We start from the raw sequence: 25,471 nt of genomic DNA, 5'->3' as shown, positions 1-25,471 counted from the left end.
GTATCGGAGGAGGGGGCGGTGGTGGGTATGCAGTGGAGGAAGGAACCGAGTTGCTGACTATCATCGTGAACACCTTTAGGCACGCTCATTCAGGAATGCGCCTTTCAGGAAAACCTCCCTGCTTCCTGGACGCTCTTGCTGAGTGTCGGAAGCAGGGGGAATGGCTCCGCCTGTAAAGTGTTCAAGATGTCAGAAAATGTACGGATGACCGATCAGCGATGGTAATACCCCGGTCCGCCTTCGCTGTAGCGATGGTCATGCCAACCGCCGCCGCCGTGGGGGAAAATAATGCAGCCGCTCATGCTCAACATGATCAGCAAGGGAATCAGCAGTGTGATTCGACGAAGCATTTCAAAATCCTCTAGGGTGCTCTCAGGTTCAATCAGGCGTTGGGCAAGCCAAAGTTTTTCATCGCCTGTAACATGAGACCCCGCCGACCCCAATCCATCCCCGCTAACAGGTATGTGCTTGGTGTGGTAGTCGATACAAAGTGGACACAATTTTTTAGCTTCAGGAACCTGTCATGACCCAAAAGCAACGTTTGAAATACTCGATTCTGATCTCCCTGCTGGTGCTGGGGACGATGTTTGGCCTGTCCTACTTGCAGAACAACGGGGTCATCAGCGAAAAGACGTTCCAGTACATCGCGATTGCGGTAGCGGTAACCGTGGTGGTGATCAACGGTGTGATGCGTCGCAAGGTCAAGCCCAACCTTTGAGTCAGGCCCGGCCTTCCAGGACTTTGGCAGCCTGCTCGTGCAGGCTGTAGCTCTTGTCGGCGTTCAGGGTGATCACGCCTTCGGTGCACAGGCGCTTGAGCACCTCACGCACGCTGAGAAACGACAACGGGATGCCCAGCTCCAGCAAATGGCTGTGCACGCCGCGCACGCCGAGGGTGCGCTGGTTGTCGGCGGCGGTCAGCAGGGCGTCGATGACCTTCAGCCGGATCAGGCTGGTGCGCAGGCCAAAGCATTTGAGCAAATGACGAATACGCTGGTTGCCGTGTTCCGGCGCCTTGCCGAACGTCTGGTTGCCGGTGGCAAAACCTCCGTCATGCATGGCTGAGTGTCCTTCCGTGGGCAGTTGCGAGTTGTACATGCAGAAACTCCTTATCAGAGCCTGATCAGGAAAATGATGGCGCTCTTAGTTAATAAGACGTACGAGCTGCACAAATCATGAAGCGGGGGATGTAGAAATTTTGTCGGTAACATCCTGGAGACATACCGACCTGTCCGAATAAACGCCTGCGGCTGCTAAAATTATTCCCGGTATTTACGTCTTAACTGAGGTGTTGGCGAAGCTGTCCCTCGTCGCGGTGTTTAATTTGGCTGTGGAGTCTGCGTGATTATTTCCAACGGGTTGTTCAGGATGTGTGTGGCAGGGGCGTTGCTGGGGCTGAGTCTTTCGGCCACGGCGCGGGTGCAGGAGCAACAGGCCACCGCCGAGATCCGTCGCACCAGCTTTGGTGTCCCGCATATCCGGGCCAACGATGAGCGTGGGCTGGGGTTCGGCATCGGTTATGCCTATGCCCAGGACAACCTGTGCCTGCTGGCCAATGAGGTGGTAACGGTCAATGGCGAGCGTGCCAGGTACTTTGGTCCCGAGCAGGCGACCCTGGAAGGGCGTAACAACCTTGCCAACGACGTGTTCTTCACCTGGCTGAACACTCCCCAGGCGGTTGCGGCATTCTGGAAGGCCCAGCCCCCGGCGATGCAGCAGCGCATTGAAGGGTATGTTGCCGGTTACAACCACTACCTCAAGGAGCGCACTGCCCAGGGTTTGCCGGCGCAGTGCCAGGCGGCCTGGGTACGGCCGATCACGGCCGAAGATCTGGTCAAGCTGACCCGCCGGCTGCTGGTGGAAGGTGGCGTCGGGCAATTTGCCGAGGCCCTGGTGGGGGCCACGCCGCCCAACACCGTCGGCCAGGTGGACAGCAAGGCGTTTGAGGTCGCGGCGGCCAACCAGCAACGTTTCGCCCTGGACCGTGGCAGCAACGCGGTGGCGGTGGGGCGTGACCGTTCGTTCAACGGCCGCGGCATGCTGCTGGCCAACCCGCATTTTCCGTGGGTGGGCGGCATGCGTTTCTACGAGATGCACCTGACCATCCCCGGCCAGCTGGATGTGATGGGCGCTGCGTTGCCGGGCCTGCCGGTGATCAATATCGGCTTCAACCAGCACGTTGCGTGGACGCACACCGTTGATACGTCCAAGCACTTCACCCTGTATCGCCTGACTCTGGACCCCAAGGACCCGACTCGCTATTTGCTGGACGGCAAGTCCGTGCCCATGGATAAAACCACGATCAAGGTAGCGGTAAAAACTGCCGACGGCGGTACCCGGGAACAGTCCCGCACGGTCTACAGCTCGCAGTTCGGCCCCATCGTGCAATGGCCGGGCAAACTCGACTGGGACGCCAAATATGCCTTCAGCCTGCGGGATGCCAACCTGGGCAACGACCGTGTGCTGCAACAGTGGTACGCGATGAACCGCGCAGCGAACCTCAAGGAACTGCAAACCTCGGTACACACCCTGCAGGGTATCCCGTGGGTCAACACGGTGGCAGCGGATGACCAGGGTCAAAGCCTGTACATGAACCTGTCGGTGGTGCCGAACGTCAGCGCGAAAAAACTCGCACAGTGCAGTGACCCACGGGTCGGGCTGCAATTCATCATGCTCGACGGCTCTCGCAGCGCCTGCGCCTGGGACGTGGACCCGCGTGCCGCCCAGACCGGGATCTTCCCCGCCGAGCAACTGCCGCAACTGGAGCGCACCGACTACGTGCAGCACTCCAATGACTCGGCCTGGCTGGTCAACCCCAAGGCACCCTTGACCGGGTTCTCGCCCGTTATCAGCCAGGACAAGATCGGCTTGGGCCCGCGTGCGCGCTTTGCCTTGCAACGCTTGCAGGAGCTCGACAAGCAACCGATCAAGGTCGCCGACCTGCAGAATATGGTCATGGACAACCAGGTGTATCTTGCCAGCCAGGTGATGCCGGACTTGCTGAAGTTCTGCGCGGGTGCCGATGCCAGCGTGAAATCGGCGTGCGACAGCCTGAAAAACTGGGACCAGCGCGCCAACCTCGACAGCGGCCTGGGCCTGGTGCACTTCATCAACCTGGCGGAGCAACTGGCGCAAGCGCCGGACGCGTGGAAGGTGGGTTTCGATCCGGCACAACCCCTGACCACACCACGTGGGCTGGCGGTCGATCGGGCAAACGTGGCCAAGGCGCTGCATGAAGCGATGCTCGCGTCAGCCGCCGACGTGGCCAAGCGCGGGCTGACGGCGGACAGCCGCTGGGGTGATATTCAGGTCTCGGGCCAGACACCGATCCACGGCGGCCCGCAAGAGCTGGGCGTTTATAACGCCATGCAAAGCGTGCCTCGGGCCGATGGCAAGCGCGAGGTAGTCAGCGGCAGCAGTTACCTGCAGATCGTGACGTTCGACGAGAAGGGGCCCAATGCCGAAGGTGTGCTGGCATTCTCCTTGTCCAGCGACCCCGCGTCGAAATACTTCAAGGACCAGACCCAGGCGTTTTCCGAGAAAAAACTCAGCCCGCTGCCGTTTACCGAACAGCAGATCAAGGCGGACCCGCAGTATCAATTGCAGGTTATCCGTGACAAGGAAGAAGCCGGGCGGTAGGGTAGCCCACCAGGAATGCCTGCCCCTTGAGAGAATATTTTTTGAAATCAAGGGGTTGCAAGCCCTGGCAAATGAGTACATAATTGCGCCCATCGAACGCACTGAAGCATTAAAAACTTCAATGTTTTCAATGAGATAGAGTAGAGGCAAGCTTCACATAGCCCACTCAAGTTTGTATGCGGTGAATGTCGGTTGTAAGGCATTGATCGTTTGAGGCCGAGTAGCAAAATGGTTATGCAGCGGATTGCAAATCCGCCTACGCCGGTTCGATTCCGACCTCGGCCTCCACTCTTAGAAACCCCGTAGATTAACGTCTACGGGGTTTTTTATTGAGCTCGAAAAAAAGAACCGCCACCCGGATCTTTTCCATTTTGTCGTTTAGCGATAGCTCCAACGCAGGCATCAATCTTCTTTGCGGTCTTCGGTCGGCGTCCATGAATTGACCCCGGCAATTCCTTCCACGACTAGGGTACCAGCGCCCTGGCTCCCCAGCCAATCTCGGTCAGACGCTGTTCTTGAATCTCCTTTCTGAGGCATGTCAATATCCTTGTGTCCATAAAAAGGAGTGTGCGGATGAGTGCTTACTGGAGTGAGGTTGCTGACAGGCCTTCGCGCTTCATCAGCTTCAGCTCCCGACGAATCTACTGGGTAGTACATGGCTCGATGTGGAGTCGGAGCCACTCGGTGCAGAATCAGTCGCCCTCATTCAATCTCGCGGCCTGAGCCGCGGCCGAAACCTCCTCAAGGGCGAATCTTCAGTGTTCCGCACCTCCTCATTTTGAAACGCCAAAATGTAGCCAAATGTACCCGACGGTAAATGTTTCGAAATGTGAAAAAAATGTCCGACATAACTTGGTAATTGAGTTAGATTCCTATTAGCATTCTCGAAATGTTAACGCGCTTGACCCACTCGTCGTAGGAATCCTCGTTTTGAAACATCACTTTTCTGCCAGTCTGTTGCTTGCTGGCGCTTGCAGCGCTGCGTCCCTCGTTCACGCCACCGAAGACTTGACGTTGCCGACTACCCAGATCGAAGCGAGTAGTGAACCTATTGACGGTCCAACCGTGGGCTACAAAAGCAACCCGTCGTCCAGCACTACCCGTCTGGGCTTGACGGACAAGGAAACCCCGCAGGCCGTGACCACCATCACTCGGCAAGCCCTGGATGACTTCAAGATCACGGGCATCAAGGATGCGCTGCGTGCTGCGCCCTCGGTGACCGTGGAGCAAACCGAAACCGATCGTACGGAATTCACCTCGCGCGGCTTCGATATCAACAACTTTGAATACGATGGCGTGGGCATGCCCTTCGTGGGAACCGTATTGGTCGGTGATCAGGACTTGGCCGAGTTCGAGCAGATCGACATCCTGCATGGCGCCAATGGTTTGATGAGCGGGGCTGGCAACCCGTCGGCCACGGTCAATTTCGTACGCAAACGTCCGACCGAGACCTTCCAGGCGCAAATCGATACCAGCGTCAGCTCATGGGATGGCCGTCGTGTGGACGTGGACGTTTCCGGGCCGTTGACGGATACCGGCAACGTACGCGGCCGCTTCATTTACTCCCACGACAAGGGCAACTCGTGGATGGATCGATACAGCCATGAGCGCAACGTCGCTGCCGGGTTGTTGGCGTTCGATGTGTCCGATGCCGACACCGTAACCGTGGGTTTCTCCCAGCACGACAGCAATTCAAACGGCAGCACCTGGGGTAACTTGCCGTTGGTGGATAACGATGGCAACGCCATTCACTATGGCAGCCGCAGCTCCAGCATCGGCCAGCCGTGGACCTATTGGAACCTGCGTACCCAGCGCACATTCGCTGAGCTCAAGCATGATTTTGGCAACGGCTGGAACGCTACGGTCACCGCTACGGGCATCACCGAAAAGCAAGACACCAACATGATGTATGTCGCCGGGGTCAGCGGTGATGACGCCTCAGTGTTTGCCGCCAATACCACCAGCGAGGCTCATCAGTTGCTGGGCGAGGCCAAGGTCTCCGGCCCGTTCAGCCTGTTTGGCCGAGAGCATGAGTTGACCCTCGGTGCCGCCTATGGCCGCACCCATCAGAAGGCCCGGGAATACGATGCGGCTGCAGATGGCTACTACGACGTTTCATTCTCGGATGTGCTGGCGGGCAATCTGGCGCATCCGTCGTTCCTGTTTACCAGCGACGCCAATACGCAGAATTTCACGGACACTCAGAAAAGCGTGTACGCCGGTGCCCGATTCAGTCTGGCCGATGATCTTCACTGGATCGCCGGCGCGCGGATGATCAGCCTGGACGCTTCCGGCGACAGCTATGGTTCCGACTACTACACCCGCGCACATGGCAAGGTGACGCCTTACACCGGCCTGGTCTACGACCTGGACAAGCAGTGGAGCGTGTATGGCAGCTGGACGAAAATCTACAGCGCTCAGTACAACCTGGGCAGGGACGGCAAACTGCTTGCTCCGCTTGAAGGCAAAAGCATGGAAGCCGGTGTGAAGGGCAGCTTGCTGGATGACCGCCTCAACGTCACCGCCGCGGCGTTCAAGACCGAACAGCAGAATGTCGCGGAGTATGTCGGCCTGGTGGGTGGCCGGTCCGTTTACGACCCCATGGATTACAAGAGTCACGGAGTAGAGCTGCAAGCCTCTGGCGAAGCGCTACCCGGCCTGGACGTGCTCGCCGGGTATACCTACGTGCGCATCGACAACGACGATGGCGACAAGGCCCGTAAGTATGTGCCAACTCATAGCGTGCGCGGCATGCTCACCTATCGCTTGCCAAGTTTGCCCCAAGCCAAGATCGGTACACGGGTAAGCTGGCAGAGTGCAGTGGAAAACGACACGAACAGTGCCATCCACCAGAACGCCTACGCGTTGCTCGATTTCATGGCCAGCTATGACATCGACAGCAACTGGAGCACGTCGCTGAACCTGAACAACGTCACCGATCGCAAATACCTGCTATCGCTGTACAACAGTGCCACGACCGCCAGCTACGGCGCCCCGCGTAACCTGGTAGCGTCTGTTACCTGGAAATACTGATACCGCCTGGGGGCTCGCTGTGCCCCGTGACGCGCGGCGAGCCTGGCGCTTTAAGGAAAACCACCGAGCATGACTGCACGCACCTTGCGTATCTGGTTTCTGGTCCACAAATGGACCAGCCTGATCGCTACCGTTTTCCTGTTGTTGCTGTGCCTGACGGGGCTGCCACTGATCTTTCATGAAGAGATTGAGCACTACTTCGAGCCGCCGCCGCCCCTGCGCCCGCTGACCGCCGATACACCACGAATCGACTACGACACCGTCATTGCCAGTGCATTGGTGGCGCAGCCGGGGGAGGTCGTGCGTTTTGTCGGTTTCGATCCGGAAAGTCCGCTCGGTACGGTGTACACGGCAACGAGCATTATGCCGCCACCGATCGAGGGGCATTCGCAGTCGTTCGATACACGCACTGGCGAGTTATTTCCTGCGGTACCGCCAGACGATGGGTTCATGAACCTTATGTTGCGCCTGCATACCGATTTATTCATGGGGTTGCCCGGTTATCTGTTTCTCGGTTTCATGGGGCTGCTGTTGGTCGCGGCGCTGGTGTCCGGCGTGGTGGTGTACACACCGTTCATGCGCAAGCTGGACTTTGCCACCGTGCGCAACGGGCGCAGTTCACGCTTGAAGTGGCTGGACCTGCATAACGTGCTCGGCATCGTCACCCTCGCCTGGGTGTTGGTGGTGGGGCTGACAGGCGTGATCAATACGCTGGCATTGCCCATTTTCGACTTTTGGCAGAGTGACCAGTTGGCGCAGATGACCGCGCCCTACAAGGATGCGCCGCCGCTGGAGCGCCTCGGGTCGTTGCAAAAAGCGCTGGATACCGCGCGTAAGGCGGCGCCAGGCATGGAGCCCAGCTTCATCGCCTTTCCCGGTACTCAGTTCAGCAGCCAGCACCATTACGCAGTGTTCATGCGCGGCACCACGCCGCTCACTGCGCGATTGCTCAAGCCGGCCCTGGTGGATGCGAGTACCGGCGAGCTGACCGACATGCGTGAGATGCCGTTGTACGTGAAAACCTTGCTGGTTTCGCAGCCGCTGCATTTTGGTGATTACGGTGGTGTGCCGCTGAAGATCATCTGGACGCTGCTCGATCTCATCAGCATCGTCATCCTCGGCAGTGGGCTCTACCTGTGGCTGAGCCGTCGCAAGGTACCGTTGCAAAAACGCTTGGATGAATTGCATGCCAGCGGGCCGGAAATGGGGGGCCGATCATGAGGCGCGGACTGTGGATGATCTTTCGCTGGCCGCTGTTGCTCTTTGTTTTAAGCCTGTTCGGATTGCTCTCGGCGCTGATCGGTGACGGCGTCTATGACCTGCTTTCATGGCTCAGCCTGGGGGTGCCGTTGGGGCTGGTCGGGGTGGTTTGGCTGCGTTTGCGTTCAGCCAAACGATGATTGGCGCGATCCTCAGCGCCGTCATCAACAGCGTCAGCTTCCACTCGGTTGCAGGTCGATTTTCTCCCAGCGGCAACTCACCCACGGAGTTCGCCAGGGCATTGGGCATGCTCAGCGCCGCGACGAAGTCGTGAATGCCGCTGTACTGGGAAAATCTTCCGCACATGGCCAAGCCCTCAACCTGAAACCTGAGCTTAGACAATGGTTTTCGGGTGAGACATCAGTTCGTTCAGCACACTGCGCAGCCTCTCGGCCTCGCGCGTGCTGAGTCGATCTGAAGTGGTGAGGTTGGCGATCTGCTTCCTCATCGCTGCAGCTTCGGCACCGCGCAGCCTGAGGTATCCGGCAAACTCTTCGTTCTTTGCCTGTGCTTCTGTCAGCATCGCGACCAGGCCGAAGATATCCGCCCGGGCCTTACGCAGTTGCAGGTTCAGTTCCTGGATCTCGTTCTCGAGCAGCCGGGCATGTTGTTTGTGCATTTCGAGAGGCGTGGGGATGCCAAGCCACCCGCAGGTGTCTTCGTCGATATTCATAGGAGGTATTTCGAGTGCTGTATGTGTATACAGTATTCGAGATTGGGTGAAGTGGAATGCTTGAGGCGACGAACTGCAGGGTTACCCGACGATCAGTCGGGCGCGGGCCTCCCACTCTTTACTATTTACCGGCGGTGATACGCGCCATGAACTGACGCGTCAGGCTGGCGATCTGCTCGGTTTTTTCATCGAGCGCGAAATGCCCCGCGTCCAGAATATGAACCTCGGCACCCGGCACATCATCCTTGTAGCGCATGGCTCCCGGCACAATGAACGACGGGTCGTATTTTCCCCACATGACCAACATCGGCGGTTGATTGTCTTTCAACCATTGCTGCCATTTTGGGTAAGAGGCCACGTTGTTCTGGTAGTCCAGCAACAACGCCGACTGTATCGCCCGCTGGCCCGGACGGGATAAGGCGGCAAACTCGTCCTCCCAGGCATCAGGGTTGTAACGCTCGGGATGAGGGCTGGTGCCCAAGTGGCGCTGCTTCGTGCCTTCGTACCCCGTGAACCCATCGACTTGTTCGGGATGTTCGGTGGGAGCCTTCCAGTACTTGGCGATGTTCGCCCACTTGGCACCCAGGCCTTCGTCATACGCATTGGCGTTCTGGATGATGATGCCGTGCAGTTTTTGCGGCGCGTTGAGGATCATCCGAAAGCCTACCGGGCCGCCGTAGTCCTGCATAAACAGGGTGTATTCATGGATTTGCAACTGCGTGAGCAGCTTGCTCATGGTGTCGGCCAGATGGTCAAACGTGTAGGTGTAGGTCGCGGCCGAGGGCGCGTCGCTTCTGCCGAACCCGGGGTAGTCGGGGGCGATCACGTGATACCGGTCAGCAAGCAGCGGGATCAGCGAGTCCCAAATGCGCGAGGACGAAGGGTAGCCATGGAGCAGCACCAGGGTCGGCGCGTCCCTGGGGCCGGCCTCGCGATAAAAAACCCTCACGCCGTCCACACTGGACCAATGATAGCCAGTGGACTCGCTGGTATAGGGGACGGACGGCACCGGTTCGCTGGCGTGTGCCGGTGCGGTCATCGAAAGAGTGGTCATAAGTGCTCCCAGCGTGCAAAAGGTGGCGATGTTCATTGAGGCCCTGAGCTCTGATTTGCGCATTTCCCGGTGAAATGCAGCTGCGATCAGAGTGAACGCATCCGGGAACTCACACCATTGGCCCAATGACCATTTTTCATTAGAATCGGGCCAATCTCGATCAGGCTCGCCCTATGAATAAAAGTGTGAAAGTTGCAGTCATCGCCTTTAACGGCATCAGCCCCTTTCACCTTTCTGTGCCGTGCCTCGTATTTGGTAAAGATCGCCGAGTGGGGGATTCGCCCTGGTTCGAATTGGTGGTGTGTGCGGGTGAAGAAGGGGCGCTGGTTACCAACGCCGGTTTCGCGATCCACTGTGACCATGGTTTGGACCAGGTTGCAGGAGCTGACATTGTCATCATTCCCAGCTGGCGGGACGTCACCGAAAGGCCGCCGAGCGCACTCCTCGAAACGCTTCAGGCAGCCCATGAACGGGGCGCGCTGGTGGTCGGCCTGTGCCTGGGGGCGTTCGTGCTTGCCCATGCGGGCCTGCTGTGCGACAAGCGGGCAACCACGCACTGGGCGTGGGCGGCGCATCTGGCGCGAGATTTCCCACGCATTGAAGTGGACCCCAAAGTGCTCTATGTCGAGGCGCAGCAAATCCTGACCTCTGCAGGCGTGGCCGCGGGGCTCGATTGCTGTATTCATATCGTCAGGCGGATCTACGGGCGGGGGGTTGCCAACGCGTTGGCGCGTCAACTGCTGGTTTCCCCCCATCGCGACGGAGGCCAGGCCCAGTTCATCAGCCAGCCTGTTCCTCAAGGCGCAAGCGACCAGCGTCTCGGCCAGTTGCTGGACTGGCTTCGGGCAAACCTGGAACAACCGTTGTCAATCGATCAAGTGGCGACGAGGCTGGCGATGAGTCGACGCAGTTTCACCCGGCACTTCAAGCAACTGACCGGCTCGACGTTTGGAAAGTGGCTCACGAATGAGCGAATCAAGGCCGTCCAACTGCAACTTGAAACCACCGACCATAGCGTCGAGTCGATCGCTGACGCTTGCGGGTTTGGTACAAGCCTGTCGTTACGTCAGCACTTTTTCTCGATCGTGGGCGTGAGCCCCACAACTTACCGGAAGGCTTATCATCGATAGGGGAGGTACCTGTAATTTCCGGGTTTCCACACCCGATTGCTGATGTGCAGCGACCAGGCAAAGACTGGCCAGTGATTCCTGCGGGTACAAGGCCGAAAAATTCTCCAGGCAACCTTCCGCAAGTGAAAGCGATTTGGCCTCGGGCTGGCAGTTTCCTTTTGACTGACTAACCTTCTACGCAGCGGCCATCCTTGTACAAGTGTCAAGGGTTCACCTCAGGGACCTGAACCGGCGCGCTGGGTTGGCAAGTCATAAGGAGAGCTTCATGAATGGACTTATCTCAAGAGTCTTACTGGCGTTGACGACACTGGCCTGGGTGTCCGGCTCCCAGGCCGCGACCACCGTCACCGGGCAAATCAGTGCGTCGCTGATATTGATCAACAGTTGCCTGGTCAACGGCGTGGGAGGCACTACAGGCTTGAATTTCGGTGCGTTGAACTTTGGTACCGCCAACACCCTGTATACCGAGGCTGATGGGCAAGTGCTGGGCGGCGGCGGGGCGCCTTTGTCTATTCAATGCTCGGCGGGTACTTCGCCGGTATTGACCATCACGTCCGGCGCCAATGATGGCAAATCCACCGGTGGAACGCGTGCCCTGGCAGACGGTGCCGGCCACTTTGCGCCCTATGACATCTACACCGACGCCGCCCACACGCAAATTCTTGCCAACAACGGCACTATCAATCTCGCGGCCAGCACCGGGGTTGCGCAAACGGTGAGCATTTACGGTAAATCACCGGGCAAGGTGGGTTTGCCTGCCGGTACTTACACCGACACAATTGCCGTCACGCTGACGTTTTGATTATGAGGCGTGTCGCCTGGGGTAAAGGGGACTGATTTACCTGGACAGTGCGATGCAGAAAAAAGCCCGCAAGCGCGGGCTTTCTGCCGGGCAGCCCGACTTACTTGAACAAGCCGCCAATTGCGTTGATCGCATCCGCAGCCTTGTTCACGTTTTGCTGGCGCTGAGGGTTAGTGTCCACTTGTGCCTGGGTGTTGTAGGTGCTGTTGCTGCAGCTCTTGTTGGTTTGTGTCAGTGCTGCCTGGAACGCGGTCGCGCGCAACGTATCGCCCTTGGCATTGGCCGCATTGATATTGGTCTGCAGGTCGCGGATCTGTTGCTGGCAGGAGGCACTATTGGCGTTGACGGTGTTGTTGCTGTTGCCGGCACCCCCCAAGGCAGATGACAGGGCACCGGTGAGGGCAGACAGGTCGGCGGCGTGGGCGGGCAAAGTGAACAGGCTGAACAGGGCGGCGGCTGGGGCGAGTTTGGAAAGACGCATGGCAAACCTCAATGTTTTATTGCCTGCGCATCTCCGGGGGCCCGAGCAGGCGCAGAACAATATCCGTATAGAGGTGAGCGCTCGGGTGGGGCGAAATATATTTGGTCAAATTTTGACCTTCAACCGTGAAACTCCATAAATGTGAGTTGTTTCACGTTGTTTGTCTGGCATTGACGACGTATCAAGGTGAGGGCACGAGCCCGAGTGATGCGCGATGCAAGCTGAAACGCCTGGGTGCTTCACTTGGCGCAACAAACACCCGATAGCTTCACCAGCAGTGTCAGCGCGACGATTGCCCAGCCAAAGTTGAGTGCGACAAACATCCATTCCGGCGGATTTGTACCCAGGAAAATCGTCGAGGTAACCGTCAAGAAAACCATCAAAAGACCAATTGGGAGCCAGAACCAGAGGTGTTTCTGGCGCTGGCACACCTCTATGTGCAGCGGGCTATCTTCATGGAGTGTCATGTGTTGTCGGCCTCGGTAACCTGCTGCTTCCCTGCCGATGTTCAGCTCAAGAGCGCTATCCTGAGCAATGAGTCCAGGTGATGCAAGGCTCATTCGCCGTTAGTGTCCATCAATCAGGCGAAGTGCCAGTTCGGCACTGAAGGTGCCTGCCGCCGGGCCTTCATGACAATCGGTTTTCGTCGAAGACGCACCGTCCGAATTGCCCGGGAGTTTGATCCATAGGGCAACCAACCGTGGCGAAAGCACTTGCGGTGGCATGCCCAGTCTGCGCCCCACCGGGTTGCACCAGTCTCCAGGATTCGCACCATTGCCGTTGCGGCTGGTATCCACCGCCACGGCTCTTGTATAGGCGTATTCGCTTAACAACCTGGCATTGATGGCATCACCATAACTGCGCACCTGGGCGAGGGTGTAGAAGTTGGCGATATTCAGGGCAAACCCCCGAATCTGTTTCACCCCGGCTGCATTCAACGCATCGGCCATGGCGCCTGGGGATTTCCAGCCTGGATTGCCAGCGTCCAGATAAACATCGACATGGCGTGCGCGCTGGTTGAACCCCGATACGGCGTAATTGATTAGCCCCAGCCGCTCGGCGCGCTTGTCTTTGTCCAGGCACTGCAGGTCTGCCAGTGCGTCCGGCTCCAAGATAACCAGCGCCGGCTGGTCTCCAATGCCTTTGATCAGTTGGTCTATCCAGCCCTGGTACTCCGCCGCTGCCGGTGCGCCACCCTTCGATGCGCCACCGCTGCAGTCGCGGTGGGGCAGGTTATAGGCCACCAAAATCGGTGTTTTATCAGCGCTGGCGGCAGCGGTTACATAGCGATTGACGCGCTCGGCCAGCGTTCCTATGGCCTGGCTGGTGCCGGTCAGCCACAGGGCACTGGGCACCTCGGCAATGGTTGAGCGGATGCTTGCAGTGGCAGGCGTATCGGGGTGCTGCTGGACCCACTGTGCGGCGGTGGACTGCGGGTTGACGTAGAACCCATCACTCGCCTGGGCAGCAGGCAGCATCGACAGGCAGATAAAGCCGGCGGCAAGGGTGGCGATCTTTAGCACGCTCTATACCAGTAAGAGGGGCGGGTGGCCAAGGTAAGTCGGCTCGCCGCTGACGTCACGTGAAGCTGCATGAAGCTTGCCGGCTAGCCGCGCAGACCGTGCCCATGGCATGCTCCCACGCTCAGCATCCAGTCAAGGAAGAACGATGTCGACCTATGTAATCACCGTCCCTTGCTTTGCGCAGATGTTGCGCTCGCTCAAGGGGCTTTTGTCCAAAGGCGAGGCGCATGCCGGCGAGTTGGGCTATGACCCGCGAAACCTGCTGAGCGCGCGGCTGGCGCCCGACATGCACACCCTCGCAACGCAAATCCGGTTTGCGTGCACCCAGGCCCAGGAATCGGTCCAGCGTCTCACCCATCAACCGCTGCCGGTTCTGAGCACACCCGCAACCCTGAGCGAGGCGCGTGGGTTGATCGAGCAAACCCTGCAAGCCCTTGCCTCGGCAGATCGCGAACTCATCGACAGCAGCGAGCGCGCTATCTCGATAGAACTTCCCGACGGTACTATTTTCGACATGACTGCCTACGAATACGCGGTCAATTGGGCCATTCCACAGTTCTATTTTCACCTGATGACCGTCTATAACATCCTTCGCCATAACGGTGTGCCGCTCGGCAAGGCCGATTACGTGCCGCATATGTTCGCCTTCGTGCGCACGCAATAGGTAGCCACCCGAATGAATAGACCCCGCTCCTGCGCCTAAGCGTATGGTGGGTGTTAAACACGTTTATTGAGGTACCCGCCATGGACGATAAACTCGGCATCCGCCTGAAAGAGGAACGCAAGATCCTGGGGCTCTCCCAACAGGAGTTTGGTGCGATTGGCGGTGTGGGTGCGAATGCTCAGGTGCACTACGAAAGTGGCGCGCGGGCGCCCAAGTCCGACTACCTGATTGCCATCCGGCATAAAGGCGTGGACGTGCTTTACGTGTTGACGGGGGAAAGGGCGGTTATCAACCAGGCCACCCTGAGTGACAAGGAGACATTGATCATCAACCACTACCGCACGCTGGACGGGCTGGATCAGGATGCGATTGCGCAGATCACTTCCTCGTTGTCTGACAGCTAGCAACGAGGAAGTCCCGGATTTGCTTCGCGCCAGGCTAGAAGCTGTCGGTCGTCCTGAAGCTGCCGCCGCCTGTACTGCCTGACGTCGAAAAGCTGGCCGTGTTGTTATTGCTGCTTTCGACGGTGGCGACGCCAAGGACGACAGGGCTGATCGATGCGCTGACATAGCCTCGCGTCGCCCCTGCCGCTACCTGACTACGGCGCACGATTTTAAGGCCCCGGCCAAGCACATCCACAACCTGGCCAAGGGTTGCACCCTGAGTCATGTAGCTCTCTACCAGACGCTCGAAGTCAGTCGACAGGTCAAAATAAACATCGCGGCCGGTAAACGCATCGTTGCGAACTTTGCGCTCCAGGTCTTTGGCACGCTGGTAGCTGTTCTGGTGTACCACGGCCTCTTCCTGGGTATCCGCCAGTTGCTGTACCACCGCTTTCAAGCGCAGGTTCAGGGTTTGCAGTTGCTCGACGATCAGGTCGTCGGCGTCGTCCGGGGTGTGGCTGGCCAGGTCGATCAATTCGCCGATGCTGCGGGTTTTCAACTGGTCAGTGAGCAACTGGCGTGCGCGCTGGTACTGCGGGTCTTCGTTGCGTGAGTAGCTGCCGAGTTTTTCCTGGATGGCATTGGCCTGGCGCTTGGCGTTGTCGACTACGCGTTGCAGGGTGTCGAGCTCGGGTTGAATTGCGGCCTGTCCCAACTGGTCACGTGCCTGAGCCAGTTGCGCATCGACGCTGGCACTCAAGGTGCTGATCAGGGCGATGCGCTCGGCCTGCAAGGCCTCGTTTCGCTCACCAAGGGCGATCAGGCTCAGCTCGTTCTTGCGGTTGGCGAGGTAGTTCACCTTGGTCGCCAGCCAGTTGTCCATCCAGCGGTTCAGGCGGTTGCGCCGGTATTGGTCGGTGCCGAAGGCGTGTCCGCGCAGGTAGACGTAGACCAGGTTGGTATCAAAGGTCGGACGCTTCAGTGCGCACTCCTGGCGCAAGTCTTCATAACCGCTGACGTGTTCTCGGTGGGCGGCCTGGGCCAGGTCCAGTTGCTCGACCTGGCGGGCGTAGTCGGGGTTTTGTTCCAGGGATTGCCGGGCTTGCTGGTCGAGGGTGTCGGCTCGCGCTTGCAGTTTTTCCTTGCCCGCCAGCGCCTGGGCCACGGTCTGCTCAGCGTCGCGCAGTTGCTGGTGGAGCAGGTCCTGGGACTGTTGGCGCAGGTTCAGGGCGGCGACGACTTGCTCGTTCTGCGTGTTGCCCTGGTCCAGGTGCAGGGCCGCGATTTTACCCAGGCGCTGGGTAATGTCCTGCTCCAGCGCCAGTTGCTCGCCGAGCAGTTCAGACAGGTGCTGCTCGGCAGTGCGAATCCTCAGCTCGGCGTTGCGGGAGTTACGTTCGGTGATGCCGATCAGGGTGTCAGGCGTCATGTCTTCACCACTCCAATATCGTTTCGAGCGGGTCGGTGGTCCGTTGGCTCAAGTAGGTGACTTCCATCCTGCCGGCTGGCTTGCGGCCGACTACACGGTTGGTCAGGTGGCCGTCGTCGAGTTTGTCGGCCTTGACCTTCAGGTATTCGGCCTGCGGTACCCGCACAGCGAACTGGCTGGCCCACGCGCCGGTGCCGGTCTCACTGCTGACGGTGGGCAGTAGAACCGGTCTGTCCGACAGGTCGACGGCTTCGACAACCAAATACCAGCTCTTGCCCTGGGTCGAACCAGGATTGGAATTACACAGCGCCTTGTCGTAGCAGCGCTCGACACCGGACGGCGTGCCGGGCCGGTCGACAACCCGAATGGTCACCTCCTTGGGGATCAGTTCGGTGTTGGCACGCAGGGCCCTGAGTTGGCCGCCGGCTTTTTCGATCTCGAATTTCCCGATGAGGTCTTTGATCATGACCAGTTCGGCCTGCATGCCCCGCGTCGCTTTACTGTCGGCGGCGGGCAGGTGAATGTCGGCGACTTTGCGGGTCAACTCGTTGAGCTGGTCGGTCATCGGCTGGACTGCCTTGACCTTGGCTAAAAACGCCTCCAGCACGCCGATCTGCTCACTGGCGTAATCGACCCCGGAGGTATCGACCATGGCCAGGGCATGTTCGGCCTTGGTATTCAGGCGGGGCAGGGCACTGAACAGGTCGCCGCCCTCAATATAGGCCGGGTCCTGCTGCACGGCGCTCAGCCGAGCCTTCAGGTGGGCGATGTCTGATTGTTTTTGTGCCGCGTTCGTCTCGACGGCGATGGCCGCTCTTTGAGCCTCTTGGATCTCATGTCTGGCGACCATCACCCGGCTGCATTGCACCACCAGCAAGGTGACCGCAATGAGCTGGATGACGAGTATGCCGCGATGCCGCCTGAGCAATACTTTGCTCCAGAAGCGGTCAAGCGCACTCAGTTCCGGGGCCTCGAACACCAGGCGTTTGGAAAAGAATTCGCGCACGCCCTGATCGATCTGCGCTTCGGTAAATTGAATGCCGTTGTTCTGGTAATACTCGCGGATGCGCGCCGCCACTTCTGCGCGGCGTTGGGGCAGGCTCAAGTCCTTTTCCACCGCCATCTGCTGGTGGCGCAGTTGATCCACCAGCGCCATCGCGCCGAGTTGCTCGGAGAGAAGAATGTCGCTCATCAAGCGGCCTTGGTCAGCAATGCGGCGAACTTGCGTTTGGCCTCTTCGACGGCTTCGGCGATGTCACGGGATGCGTTGCTGGATTCAGCGCGGTAGGTTTCCGTCAGGCCGTGCATGTCCGTCTGGAAACTCAGGGTGGCGTCGGCCAGGGCGCGCACCGAGTCGACCTTGATGGTGGAGCCATAGCTGGCCTTGACCGCTGCTTCCAATTGGGTGTTGCCGGTGCTGCCCAGGGCTTCAAGGCCCTTGCTGATGCCGTCGGTGGTGGCGTTCAGCGTGTTGGTGGCTTCGGCCAGTCCACTGTTGCTGGTGAACGACACCGCGAGGCCGGTCAACACCACTTCGTTGGTAGAGAAGAACGAGACCATGCGCTGGTACTGGCGCTCCTTGATCACATGCACCTGGTTGATCCGGGCGAAGACCATTTCGGCCGTGTTGTAGCCGACCTTCAGGTCATCGGCGATGTCCTTGACGATCTGGTAGCGCTTGTCTTCGTCCTGCAGCGCGCGTACGGCTTCGTCACGGCGCAATTCCAAGGCCGCGCGTTCGGCCGGCGCCAGGGTTTCGGCAGCCGTGACTTGGGCGTTGGCCTCGTTTAACGCCTGGGTACGCTGCTCCAGGACCTGGCCGGCCAGGGCGAGCACTTGTTGGGCATCGACCTCGGCCGCTTTCATGGCCATGCGGAAGTCCAGGTAGGCTTCCAGAATCACCGTTTCCCGGGAGATCTGGTCATTGGCCGACTTGCACACCTGCAGGTAGTTTTCACGGATCTCGCTGAAGCGGCTGGGGATCGAGCCACGACGCAGGTTCATCCAGCTCAGCTTGAGCTTCTCCAGCGTATCCAGGCGCCCGTCATCCATCCAGCCGGCCATGGCGGCCGCGTCTTCGCGGATTGAGGTGAAGCTCTGGGTGATGTCCATGAAGCGTGTGGAGATATCCATGCCGGCAATCTGCTCGCGAACCACGCTGTTGAAGGTGGTCGACTGTTGCAGCACGGCAGCGATAGCGGTGACTTTGGCGGTGTCGTACTGGGCCACGCGGTCCAGCAATACCAGTACCGGTGCATCTGGAACCGGCTGCAGAAGATTGATGCCCAGGGTCCGCAGGCCCGTCAGCGCGCGGTCGAGGTAGTTGCTCATCGAGTGTCCTTTCAGGATGTGTTCAGCACAGTGTGCAGAGAAGGGCGCAAGTATACCGATCAATGAAGGCAAACCAATGGCAGTTTGGTTGGAGGGCGCTTATTGGCGAGCCTGGCGAAGTGTATGACCGTATCTACCCGTAGCTGTACGGGGCGCAGGCTGGCGCAACGTTCTACTGTCACGGCCACAGTACTCGTTCGGATGTCGCGCCATGCTCATCTCTTCAAGCCTGCTTTCAGCCTTCGCGCTGTTCGCCTTTGTGTCCTCAATCACCCCAGGTCCCAATAACACCATGTTGCTGGCGTCCGGGGTGAACTTCGGTTTTATTCGCTCGATCCCCCATGCACTGGGCATCAGCATTGGCTTCATGTTGTTGGTGATCGCCGTGGGCCTGGGCCTGGGAGAAGTGTTCAAGGCGTTGCCGTGGGCCTACACCGTATTGCGTTATGTGGGGGCGGCGTATTTGCTGTACCTCGCCTGGAAGATTGCAACCTCCAGTGCGATGTCCGATGACACCGATGACAAGCGCAAACCCATGACGTTTCTTGGCGCGGCGGCCTTCCAGTGGGTCAACCCCAAGGCCTGGGTCATGGCATTGGGCGCGATCACCACCTACACGCCTGCCGAGGGTTATGTCACCAACGTGCTGTTGATTGCCGCCGTGTTTGCCTTGGTAAACCTGCCCAGCGTTTGCGTATGGGCCGGCTGTGGCAGCGGCTTGCGCAATGTACTGCGCGAGCCACGCTGGTTGCGGGTGTTCAACTGGTCGATGGCGGGGCTGTTGGTGCTGTCGTTGTATCCGATGTTTTTTGCCGGCTGACACGCCCTCTGACCTCCAGCGGGTTGCGTCAGCAGGCCATGGATCCTAGACCGGTGAGATGGTGGCCAGCAGACCAATTGCGATGGTCAGCGCAAGAAAACCGAACAGGAAAAATGCCATCTTAGCCATAAGGCCTCCGAAATGAACGGGCCGGCAGGACGGTTCCTGCCGGGCTCCACGGGCGTGTCGGGAGTGGGAGTATTGTCAGGGCAGGGCGGTTTTCGATACAGGGGCAGATGCAGAAGAAAAAAGCGTATCAGATGGGCCGGAGCGCCGCAGGAGCAGGAAAGCCGGGGATGATCATTTTGGGGTATCAGGGAATAAACAGCGGCTCAGTAACTTGTGGGCGGGACTGCTGAAGGAACTAACCTTTTGCGTGGAGTATCGTATCCACGATTTTCGTGGGAGGTTGAAGGCGAACTGCGTCGTGCGTGGCTATTCTCAAGCGGCGCTGGGAGGGTTCCTTGAAGTGATTTCATCGGGGCGAGTAGGCAAATGGGCAAGACATTGGCTGCGCTGTCGTTTTTGATGACCCTGGTTTGGGTTTCAGTGGTTATTGCGGTAATGACTTATTTTTCCTGATGCACGTGGGGCACGGGTGCGGCACCTGGTGAAGCGGTCGGTATCGCCATTGCCCACTCCCGCCTGCAAAATCTGTAGATGACTGATCTGGCAAGCTTTTTTGTTTGCCAGGGCGCCGCTTGATTGTTTGAAAAAGCCCGCACCCGACCTTGCATCGAGGGGGCTGGATCTATATATTCCCTAGCCTGCTGCAACGCTCAAGGGCTTTTAACGCTGCTTGGCCTGCTGCATAGCGCTACCGCCCGAATGGCGAAACTGGTAGACGCATGGGACTTAAAATCCCCCGCTCGTAAGGGCGTGCCGGTTCGATTCCGGCTTCGGGCACCATCATATTCAAGGGTTTGCGGGGTTTTAGGACTTGGCTGGCTCTTTGTTTTTTTCCGCAATATTCTTCTCCTTTCCGCAATTCACTTCGTCGGCGTAACTTTTTTGCCGATGCGTTTGCGGATGTAGTTCTCTGTCATCACCACGGTTGTGTGCCCAAGCTGATCTCTGGCTTGCAGAATATCTCCGCTTGATTCCGCCTTATCGGTACCAGCCTTTGCGCGCAGGTCCCGCATCTGAAAGTCTGCCTTTTTTACGCCGGCAGCTTCTCTCGCAGCATCAAATCTCCCCCGTAACATACTGCTGGTCATGGGCTGCCCGTTGTCCATTACGATGAGCTTGCTGGAACGGATTTTATGGCTGTTTTTCCTGGCCAGTATTCGGTCGATCACAACCTTCAACTCCCCAACGATCTCAATTCGTCGCTTGGCTTTGGTTTTTCCTTGCTGCACAGCCAGGCGATCTTCCCTGATATCGCGCTCATACGAGTGCAGCCTATCGCGCTCCTGAGTCAATTCATCGATCCGCTCATCCGCTGCGGTCAGGCGCTGTTGCAGGGCGTCACGCTCCAGCTTCAGGATCTCCGCGCGCTTGAAATGCTCGCCGTGGAGCGCCGTCCACTTCTCGATCTGATCCTGTAGATAGGCTTCCCGATCCTGCGCCTGCGTCATCTTCTGATTGAAGTCGCTGGCGTGGACCCAAAATCCCGCTCGGTCAGACGCACCAACACCCTGTCGCGTGAATCGATCTACTCCGCTCATACAGCTTCCCTCGTTACTAGATCATGGGCATTCACAACCGTCATGCCGAGGCGTTCGGCGATCAGGACTTCCAGGCGGGCACCCTTTGAATGCTCCCAGCCGGGCAGGGTGGTCACGGTGTCGCAGTCCATAAGGGCGGCAATGTCTCGGCGCATGCAGTCGTTCCAAGTGCCGCCGTCAGGGTTGAGTTCGGCGGGGTTGGTGACGGTGTGGCCGCCGGCGCGCAGGTTGGTGGTCATGGCGTGGAAGGCGGCGAAGTTGAGGCCGGGTAGGCCGGTAATGGGGCCGCTGAAGTAGATCGTTTGGCGTTTCTCGTTAGGCATGCAAATATCTCTCGATGGAAGCTAAATCACTGCGCGAGGCGATAAAGGAATGGATGGCTCTTGGATTGCTTTTGTTGGTTCGGTACTTGCTTTGCTAGGCACGATCGCTGTTTCTGTTGTGAATCGACGGACTTTGATTCATACGTCTCAGCTACAAATGCAACAGGCGAGGCTCAGCGTGAATGCCTCAAGTTCGCTTGCCCTAATGACACAGCAAGCAGAAAGGTCAGCTGCTTTTTTCTCAGCGATTGAGCAGTTGGATAGGCTTACTCAAGACCCGCAATTTGAAATGGAAAAGATTCGGGTTATCGCTGAGAAGGTGAATATAGAGTCCGCGGTGCTGCAGCCGTTTTTGAATCGGGAGCTTGCATATACGGTCATGTGTTTGGCCCGCTCATATGACCAGCTAGCATCTGCAGAAAGCGCTGAGGCTGTAAGGGCTGCTACCGCGACCATGAAGGCAAAGCGCTCTGAGTTTTTGACTGGCTACGTTGAAAATCGGCAAAGTCTGATGGACGCTGCTAGACCAGCGATGTGATAAAGACGGCCAATTAAGCTGCGACCTTCAGAGCTTCGAGGATTCGCTGTCCGGCCAACGGCGGTACCGCGTTGCCAGTCATGTGCATGGTTAGCCGGTGGTTGTCCGGGCGCTGCGTGTCTTTCGGGAAGGATTGCGCGGCCATGGCCTCATCGGCAGTGATCATGCGCATCCGGTCACCGTCGACCACGGCCCATCGGTCCAGAGTGGTGATGGTGCCGATCGGGCGGTCCAGGCTCCGGCCGGTGAGGCCCGACCCTGAGCCGTAATAGGGCATCACGAATCGCTCGCCGAACCGTTCCCGGCCATTCTTCACGCGGGTCAGCGTCGATTCGGCACGACCTGGCTTGATGATCGGCGACCACTTGCCGGCGTCGAAGTCGATGATCTCGCTGGCTGCCACATGCTGATGCTGCTGGAGCTGCAGGTGGAGCGGAGCCTTGCTACGGGAGCAGACCATGAAGAGGCGGACCCGGTGTTGAGGAACGCCGAGGTCGGCGCAGTCCACGATGTGCGGAGCCAGCGAGTAACCCAGGTGCTGCATCGCGTCGGCCCAGGCCGGGTAGAGAATCCAGTCCATGAACTCCGGCACGTTTTCGATGATGGCGAAGTCGGGTCTGTTGACTTCTGCATTTGCCACCGGTGCCCAGGCCGTTGAGCGCGAGTTGTCGTGCTGCGGGTTGCCTGACGCCTTGCCGCGCGCCTTGGTGTGGCCCTGGCAGCACGGAGAGGCCAGCATCACGTCATGCTTTGGCACCTGAGACCAATCAGCCTGGTGTAGGTCCTGGCACACATGCTGCGTTTCCGGGTTGTTCCTGGTGTGCCACTCCACGGCCGCGGGCCAGTGGTTTGCAGCCCATAGAACATTGAGGCCTGCTGCCTTTCCGCCAGCAGTCCATCCGCCGAAACCGGCAAATAAATCGATAGCTGTGAGCATGTTATTTTCCTTTGTGATGGCGAATTGGTATCTTTTGTCTTTTATCGAACTGGATTTCAGACGTGGGTGTAATGACTTTTTTCGCGGATCCGTCGTGGTGGGTCTCAGTGGTGGTCGTTGGGATAGCAATTAACTTTTTTTCCTCTTACGCCAAGGGGTGGATCGATACCGGCCTGGGCAAGATATCTGAGAAATGGAGGAGTTCCTCCGATAGGAGAAAACAAGCACAGCAGGGCAAGATTGAAGAGTTGGCGCACAGTGAGTACTTACGAATGAAGGCTATGGGGACCGCGACTTATGTCCTCATTCGAGGTGTCAGCTTTCAGGTATTGGCTCTCATTGGAATTTATATGGCCGTATCTGCAGAAAAAATGCTCGCTAAAGAGCTTTTTGTAGGAATTGGGTTGGTAGCGATAGCGTGTCTGTCCATGTCCATGGCCTCCGTAGTGACTGCTGAAAGCATTAGGAAAAGTATTGAATCCGCAGATAAGATCAATCGAAACTAATTAAAGTTAAGTGTTCTTCGTGACCTGCATTCCACTGTTGCTGACTGGCGTGATTAGTTGATATGGGGTATTACGGGTGACCGGCATGGAGCCGGATCAAGCGGTGAGACGTTCGCCAATAACCTTGGTGGTGAACTGAATTGTGTACTCGGTGACAAGTTCGAACTCGCCGCCGCAGGTGTCGCAGGTCATGTTCTTGTCGCCGTAATCTTCAGACTCGATGTGGATGACCGTGGCGCAATGCGGGCATTTGCATTCGTCCTGGCTGCGATAATCCCACTCGTCATAGTCGGTCTCGGCGACCTTGGCCAGCGCGGCGGCTTTCGCAACGGCGTCTTCTGCGTCCTGGCAAGGTTTGCAGGTGAAGCCGTCAGGATGGCCCCACGGTGTTTCCGTGAGCTTCGAGCGGTGAGTGCTGCACAGGCGGCAAACGTCGTGCATGTCGCAGACGCTGTAGCTGTAACGCTCGCCGCTGCCGGTGCATTTGGCACAGCCAGACACCCAATACCAAGCACCATCGATGCGCTCTGCGTACAGCCCTTTCTCGGGGGCGGTGAGTTCTACATAAGGCAGGCCATTGCGGTGGGGCTTTCCGTGCCAGCCGTCATTCCAGATGCACTTCGAACCGCTGCGCGTGCGCTCGGTCCACTCGCCGGGAATTTCCGGGATCAGAATCTTGGTGTCCTTGCCCATGGTTAGTCTCCAGTCAGGCGCCGCCCTCCGTGACCGGTGGTGGCAATTTGGTTGGGGTTGGGGTATGTGTCTTCGGCGAAGGAGTGCGTCACGTGCGCCCCACTCGAAAAGGAGTAAGGATATGGCTGGATCAGTGTGGGAGGCGCTCTCGGCTATTGGCACGTTGGCAGCGGTAGGTGTTGCCTTGTGGTTTTCCGTTCAATCAATGAGGGCAAGTAGCCGGATTGAAACCGATCGAGCTCAGTTGGTGGCCGCCAAGATGCTCAGTCCAATATCAGCTCTTGAGCGAAAGGTGTCTTATCTTTTTCTTTGTTTTGCCGTCAATAATGAAGACCCTCCTGATCAGTACCTAAGCGTTTTGTTTGGTATTCAGGAACTCGACGTGATGGCCAAGGCGATTACCATAGAGGACTTGTATCCTCTACTTCATTTGGACAATCACGCAGCAAAACGAGCAGCAAGGGCGTTAGGTCTGATTCAGACATTTACTAGTGACGCTAACGCGATGCTTTCGCATCACTCTTGGAGCATTGTCGAGGGGCGTGAGATTCATCGCAAGAGATGGATTGTGATGCTCTCTGAGATTCAAGATCACCTGATTGTCGCGGTAAAAGTCTGCGATTTGGCTGCCGCGACGGGGGCACCCAGACCTACATCAGAAGAAATTCACGGGGAATAGCTGTCCATCTTCCGTTACCGGATGCAGCGAGTAGGGTGGGTTATGCTGGTTCGAAGCCGGTCTTACTGAACTCTTCAAGCTGTCGCGACTGCTTTTCTGTTATCTCGAAACCAGGTCGCGACATAGTGGCGAATCTGGCCGACTCATCGGCGGTCGCTGCTGCCAGATTGATCAGGAGGGTTGATACCGTTTCCTGCCATTCCTCAAAGTCATGCCGCTGGCCCAGCACTTGAAGCGCATCATCGAGCGCTTTCGAGACAATCAGCGTTCGCTTCTCGGCGCCGATCCGCTCGAGCAGCGCCTTCTCTTTCGCGCGCTTGTCTCGCTGGATCTGCGCGTTGTCCTTGGCCATGGCCTACCTCTTCGATTTCATGTGCTGGCAAATCAAGCCATGCCTGCCGCCGGCGTCGCACCTGGTTGTTGATGCGGTTCACGTGGGCAACAGGTATGAATTTTTCTATGTGGCTACGTAGTGCCATTGACTTGGATCCGGGTTGACTCGGATCCAGTCTTTTCGGTGCTCGGATATGAGGAACGGTTACCGCTATGAGCGATTGCAGCCAGTTACCGTATCGACCATATTGAGGTAGTGGCATGGGCCTTCTCAGTGCTTTTGAATGTCGGGATGCCACTCCTCGATGGTGTACGAGTGTCAGGCGATGTAGCTTGCATCCGTGATGTTATTCAACGTTTGGGCTGTGGTTGTGGCATCGGGAGCCGCCACTTTAAAACCCACCGTAGAAATGTTGCCGAGCAATGAACACTTTGTTGCACTGCCGATGGTGACAATTGACCCTCCTGATGCAGGCGGAAGATTAAATGTGTTCATCGCGAAACGTGTTGAGCTTGGATTGTTGATCAACAACGACCCGTTGGCCCGCGTGGTTTGATTGATTACGCTATTGTC

Annotated in this window: 28 protein-coding genes, 2 tRNA genes and 2 pseudogenes; 15 read left to right on the top strand and 17 right to left on the bottom strand. The window is 58.0% G+C overall.

Annotation, left to right across the window (positions count from 1 at the left end; all coding sequences use genetic code 11):
• Window positions 1-212 precede the first annotated feature (212 nt).
• Window positions 213-350: a hypothetical protein gene (locus tag AC3WKX_RS30780; protein WP_003207572.1), complete on the bottom strand. Its 138-nt coding sequence runs from the start codon at window positions 348-350 to the stop codon at window positions 213-215.
• 173 nt (window positions 351-523) lie between these two features.
• On the opposite strand from AC3WKX_RS30780, the gene AC3WKX_RS30775 reads away from it, so the two are divergent.
• Window positions 524-718, top strand: coding sequence for a hypothetical protein (locus tag AC3WKX_RS30775; protein ID WP_003207574.1), 195 nt, complete (start codon window positions 524-526; stop codon window positions 716-718).
• 1 nt (window position 719) lies between these two features.
• On the opposite strand, the gene AC3WKX_RS30770 is transcribed toward AC3WKX_RS30775, so the two are convergent.
• Window positions 720-1,097: a fe2+ zn2+ uptake regulation protein gene (locus tag AC3WKX_RS30770; protein WP_102606114.1), complete on the bottom strand. Its 378-nt coding sequence runs from the start codon at window positions 1,095-1,097 to the stop codon at window positions 720-722.
• A 243-nt stretch (window positions 1,098-1,340) separates the two neighbouring features.
• On the opposite strand from AC3WKX_RS30770, the gene pvdQ reads away from it, so the two are divergent.
• The 5 genes from pvdQ (at window position 1,341) to AC3WKX_RS30745 (ending at window position 8,071) form a co-directional block, all read left to right on the top strand.
• The gene (pvdQ, locus tag AC3WKX_RS30765) at window positions 1,341-3,638 is read left to right on the top strand and encodes a bifunctional acylase PvdQ (RefSeq protein ID WP_102606115.1); all 2,298 of its coding nucleotides are present in this window, start codon (window positions 1,341-1,343) and stop codon (window positions 3,636-3,638) included.
• Window positions 3,639-3,852: 214 nt separating this feature from the next.
• Window positions 3,853-3,926 (top strand) — tRNA-Cys (locus tag AC3WKX_RS30760).
• A gap of 642 nt (window positions 3,927-4,568) precedes the next feature.
• Window positions 4,569-6,671: a TonB-dependent siderophore receptor gene (locus AC3WKX_RS30755; RefSeq protein WP_003207678.1), complete on the top strand. Its 2,103-nt coding sequence runs from the start codon at window positions 4,569-4,571 to the stop codon at window positions 6,669-6,671.
• A gap of 69 nt (window positions 6,672-6,740) precedes the next feature.
• A complete protein-coding gene (locus AC3WKX_RS30750) occupies window positions 6,741-7,892 on the top strand; it encodes a PepSY-associated TM helix domain-containing protein (protein WP_102606116.1) in 1,152 nt (383 codons plus the stop codon).
• Window positions 7,889-8,071 carry a hypothetical protein gene (locus tag AC3WKX_RS30745; RefSeq protein WP_023658797.1) on the top strand — a complete coding sequence of 61 codons (183 nt, stop codon included), beginning with the start codon at window positions 7,889-7,891 and terminating at the stop codon, window positions 8,069-8,071. Before AC3WKX_RS30750 ends, AC3WKX_RS30745 begins: the two co-directional genes overlap by 4 nt.
• Before the next feature lie 25 nt (window positions 8,072-8,096).
• Here the strand turns inward: AC3WKX_RS30745 and AC3WKX_RS30740 are convergent.
• The 3 genes and pseudogenes from AC3WKX_RS30740 to AC3WKX_RS30730 form a co-directional block, all read right to left on the bottom strand.
• Window positions 8,097-8,237 (bottom strand): annotated as a pseudogene (locus AC3WKX_RS30740) (DUF159 family protein); the annotation flags it as partial.
• Between the two features lie 28 nt (window positions 8,238-8,265).
• The gene (locus AC3WKX_RS30735) at window positions 8,266-8,604 is read right to left on the bottom strand and encodes a hypothetical protein (protein ID WP_008435088.1); all 339 of its coding nucleotides are present in this window, start codon (window positions 8,602-8,604) and stop codon (window positions 8,266-8,268) included.
• Window positions 8,605-8,725: 121 nt separating this feature from the next.
• On the bottom strand, window positions 8,726-9,658 hold the full coding sequence (locus AC3WKX_RS30730; protein WP_256579838.1) for an alpha/beta fold hydrolase: 933 nt from the start codon (window positions 9,656-9,658) through the stop codon (window positions 8,726-8,728).
• 173 nt (window positions 9,659-9,831) lie between these two features.
• Between AC3WKX_RS30730 and AC3WKX_RS30725 the strand changes: the two genes are divergently transcribed.
• On the top strand, window positions 9,832-10,788 hold the full coding sequence (locus AC3WKX_RS30725) for a GlxA family transcriptional regulator (RefSeq protein ID WP_173883067.1): 957 nt from the start codon (window positions 9,832-9,834) through the stop codon (window positions 10,786-10,788).
• A 265-nt stretch (window positions 10,789-11,053) separates the two neighbouring features.
• The gene (locus tag AC3WKX_RS30720) at window positions 11,054-11,590 is read left to right on the top strand and encodes a Csu type fimbrial protein (RefSeq protein ID WP_102606117.1); all 537 of its coding nucleotides are present in this window, start codon (window positions 11,054-11,056) and stop codon (window positions 11,588-11,590) included.
• A 100-nt stretch (window positions 11,591-11,690) separates the two neighbouring features.
• Here AC3WKX_RS30720 and AC3WKX_RS30715 read toward each other — a convergent pair whose 3' ends face one another.
• The 3 genes from AC3WKX_RS30715 to AC3WKX_RS30705 all read right to left on the bottom strand — a co-directional run bounded on the left by AC3WKX_RS30715 (window position 11,691) and on the right by AC3WKX_RS30705 (window position 13,594).
• The gene (locus AC3WKX_RS30715) at window positions 11,691-12,071 is read right to left on the bottom strand and encodes a DUF1090 family protein (RefSeq protein WP_003207691.1); all 381 of its coding nucleotides are present in this window, start codon (window positions 12,069-12,071) and stop codon (window positions 11,691-11,693) included.
• A 239-nt stretch (window positions 12,072-12,310) separates the two neighbouring features.
• A complete protein-coding gene (locus tag AC3WKX_RS30710; protein ID WP_087693939.1) occupies window positions 12,311-12,631 on the bottom strand; it encodes a hypothetical protein in 321 nt (106 codons plus the stop codon).
• 6 nt (window positions 12,632-12,637) lie between these two features.
• The gene (locus AC3WKX_RS30705) at window positions 12,638-13,594 is read right to left on the bottom strand and encodes a glycoside hydrolase family 6 protein (RefSeq protein ID WP_102606118.1); all 957 of its coding nucleotides are present in this window, start codon (window positions 13,592-13,594) and stop codon (window positions 12,638-12,640) included.
• A 145-nt stretch (window positions 13,595-13,739) separates the two neighbouring features.
• Between AC3WKX_RS30705 and AC3WKX_RS30700 the strand changes: the two genes are divergently transcribed.
• Together AC3WKX_RS30700 and AC3WKX_RS30695 are read left to right on the top strand one after the other, a co-directional pair.
• Window positions 13,740-14,258, top strand: a complete 519-nt coding sequence (locus tag AC3WKX_RS30700) for a DUF1993 domain-containing protein (protein ID WP_003207698.1) — start codon at window positions 13,740-13,742, stop codon at window positions 14,256-14,258.
• Between the two features lie 80 nt (window positions 14,259-14,338).
• Complete coding sequence (locus AC3WKX_RS30695; protein ID WP_003207700.1) at window positions 14,339-14,662, top strand: helix-turn-helix domain-containing protein; 324 nt, start codon at window positions 14,339-14,341, stop codon at window positions 14,660-14,662.
• 34 nt (window positions 14,663-14,696) lie between these two features.
• Here the strand turns inward: AC3WKX_RS30695 and AC3WKX_RS30690 are convergent, their stop codons facing one another.
• The 3 genes from AC3WKX_RS30690 to AC3WKX_RS30680 are packed head-to-tail and all read right to left on the bottom strand — an operon-like array spanning window position 14,697 to window position 18,401.
• On the bottom strand, window positions 14,697-16,070 hold the full coding sequence (locus AC3WKX_RS30690) for a coiled-coil domain-containing protein (protein ID WP_102606119.1): 1,374 nt from the start codon (window positions 16,068-16,070) through the stop codon (window positions 14,697-14,699).
• Between the two features lie 4 nt (window positions 16,071-16,074).
• Window positions 16,075-17,262, bottom strand: a complete 1,188-nt coding sequence (locus AC3WKX_RS30685; RefSeq protein WP_008435073.1) for a DUF6384 family protein — start codon at window positions 17,260-17,262, stop codon at window positions 16,075-16,077.
• A complete protein-coding gene (locus AC3WKX_RS30680; RefSeq protein WP_102368910.1) occupies window positions 17,262-18,401 on the bottom strand; it encodes a merozoite surface protein 3b in 1,140 nt (379 codons plus the stop codon). Before AC3WKX_RS30680 ends, AC3WKX_RS30685 begins: the two co-directional genes overlap by 1 nt.
• A gap of 211 nt (window positions 18,402-18,612) precedes the next feature.
• On the opposite strand from AC3WKX_RS30680, the gene AC3WKX_RS30675 reads away from it, so the two are divergent.
• Complete coding sequence (locus AC3WKX_RS30675; RefSeq protein ID WP_102606120.1) at window positions 18,613-19,221, top strand: LysE family translocator; 609 nt, start codon at window positions 18,613-18,615, stop codon at window positions 19,219-19,221.
• An 822-nt stretch (window positions 19,222-20,043) separates the two neighbouring features.
• Window positions 20,044-20,130, top strand: a tRNA-Leu gene (locus tag AC3WKX_RS30670).
• 80 nt (window positions 20,131-20,210) lie between these two features.
• Here the strand turns inward: AC3WKX_RS30670 and AC3WKX_RS30665 are convergent.
• Together AC3WKX_RS30665 and AC3WKX_RS30660 are read right to left on the bottom strand one after the other, a co-directional pair.
• Window positions 20,211-20,621, bottom strand: a pseudogene (locus AC3WKX_RS30665) (tyrosine-type recombinase/integrase); the annotation flags it as partial.
• Window positions 20,622-20,884: 263 nt separating this feature from the next.
• A complete protein-coding gene (locus AC3WKX_RS30660) occupies window positions 20,885-21,211 on the bottom strand; it encodes a DUF4406 domain-containing protein (RefSeq protein WP_102606121.1) in 327 nt (108 codons plus the stop codon).
• Window positions 21,212-21,260: 49 nt separating this feature from the next.
• Between AC3WKX_RS30660 and AC3WKX_RS30655 the strand changes: the two genes are divergently transcribed.
• The gene (locus AC3WKX_RS30655; protein ID WP_102606122.1) at window positions 21,261-21,749 is read left to right on the top strand and encodes a hypothetical protein; all 489 of its coding nucleotides are present in this window, start codon (window positions 21,261-21,263) and stop codon (window positions 21,747-21,749) included.
• A gap of 13 nt (window positions 21,750-21,762) precedes the next feature.
• Here AC3WKX_RS30655 and AC3WKX_RS30650 read toward each other — a convergent pair whose 3' ends face one another.
• On the bottom strand, window positions 21,763-22,686 hold the full coding sequence (locus AC3WKX_RS30650) for a DNA cytosine methyltransferase (protein ID WP_102606123.1): 924 nt from the start codon (window positions 22,684-22,686) through the stop codon (window positions 21,763-21,765).
• A gap of 62 nt (window positions 22,687-22,748) precedes the next feature.
• On the opposite strand from AC3WKX_RS30650, the gene AC3WKX_RS30645 reads away from it, so the two are divergent.
• The gene (locus tag AC3WKX_RS30645) at window positions 22,749-23,192 is read left to right on the top strand and encodes a hypothetical protein (RefSeq protein WP_146013737.1); all 444 of its coding nucleotides are present in this window, start codon (window positions 22,749-22,751) and stop codon (window positions 23,190-23,192) included.
• A gap of 96 nt (window positions 23,193-23,288) precedes the next feature.
• Here AC3WKX_RS30645 and AC3WKX_RS30640 read toward each other — a convergent pair whose 3' ends face one another.
• Window positions 23,289-23,885: a hypothetical protein gene (locus AC3WKX_RS30640; protein ID WP_102606125.1), complete on the bottom strand. Its 597-nt coding sequence runs from the start codon at window positions 23,883-23,885 to the stop codon at window positions 23,289-23,291.
• 121 nt (window positions 23,886-24,006) lie between these two features.
• On the opposite strand from AC3WKX_RS30640, the gene AC3WKX_RS30635 reads away from it, so the two are divergent.
• Complete coding sequence (locus AC3WKX_RS30635; protein ID WP_102606126.1) at window positions 24,007-24,564, top strand: hypothetical protein; 558 nt, start codon at window positions 24,007-24,009, stop codon at window positions 24,562-24,564.
• A 40-nt stretch (window positions 24,565-24,604) separates the two neighbouring features.
• Here the strand turns inward: AC3WKX_RS30635 and AC3WKX_RS30630 are convergent, their stop codons facing one another.
• Both AC3WKX_RS30630 and AC3WKX_RS30625 read right to left on the bottom strand, forming a co-directional pair.
• Entirely contained in the window at window positions 24,605-24,916 is a 312-nt protein-coding gene (locus tag AC3WKX_RS30630; RefSeq protein ID WP_102606127.1) for a hypothetical protein, read from the bottom strand.
• A 300-nt stretch (window positions 24,917-25,216) separates the two neighbouring features.
• Window positions 25,217-25,471: hypothetical protein (locus AC3WKX_RS30625; protein WP_218265372.1), on the bottom strand; the 255-nt coding region annotated here is incomplete at its 5' end.

It is taken from the genome of Pseudomonas sp. GP01-A4 (assembly GCF_058780865.1).
Note: the sequence above shows the minus strand (reverse complement) of the source record. Positions and strands in the feature narration are given on the sequence as shown.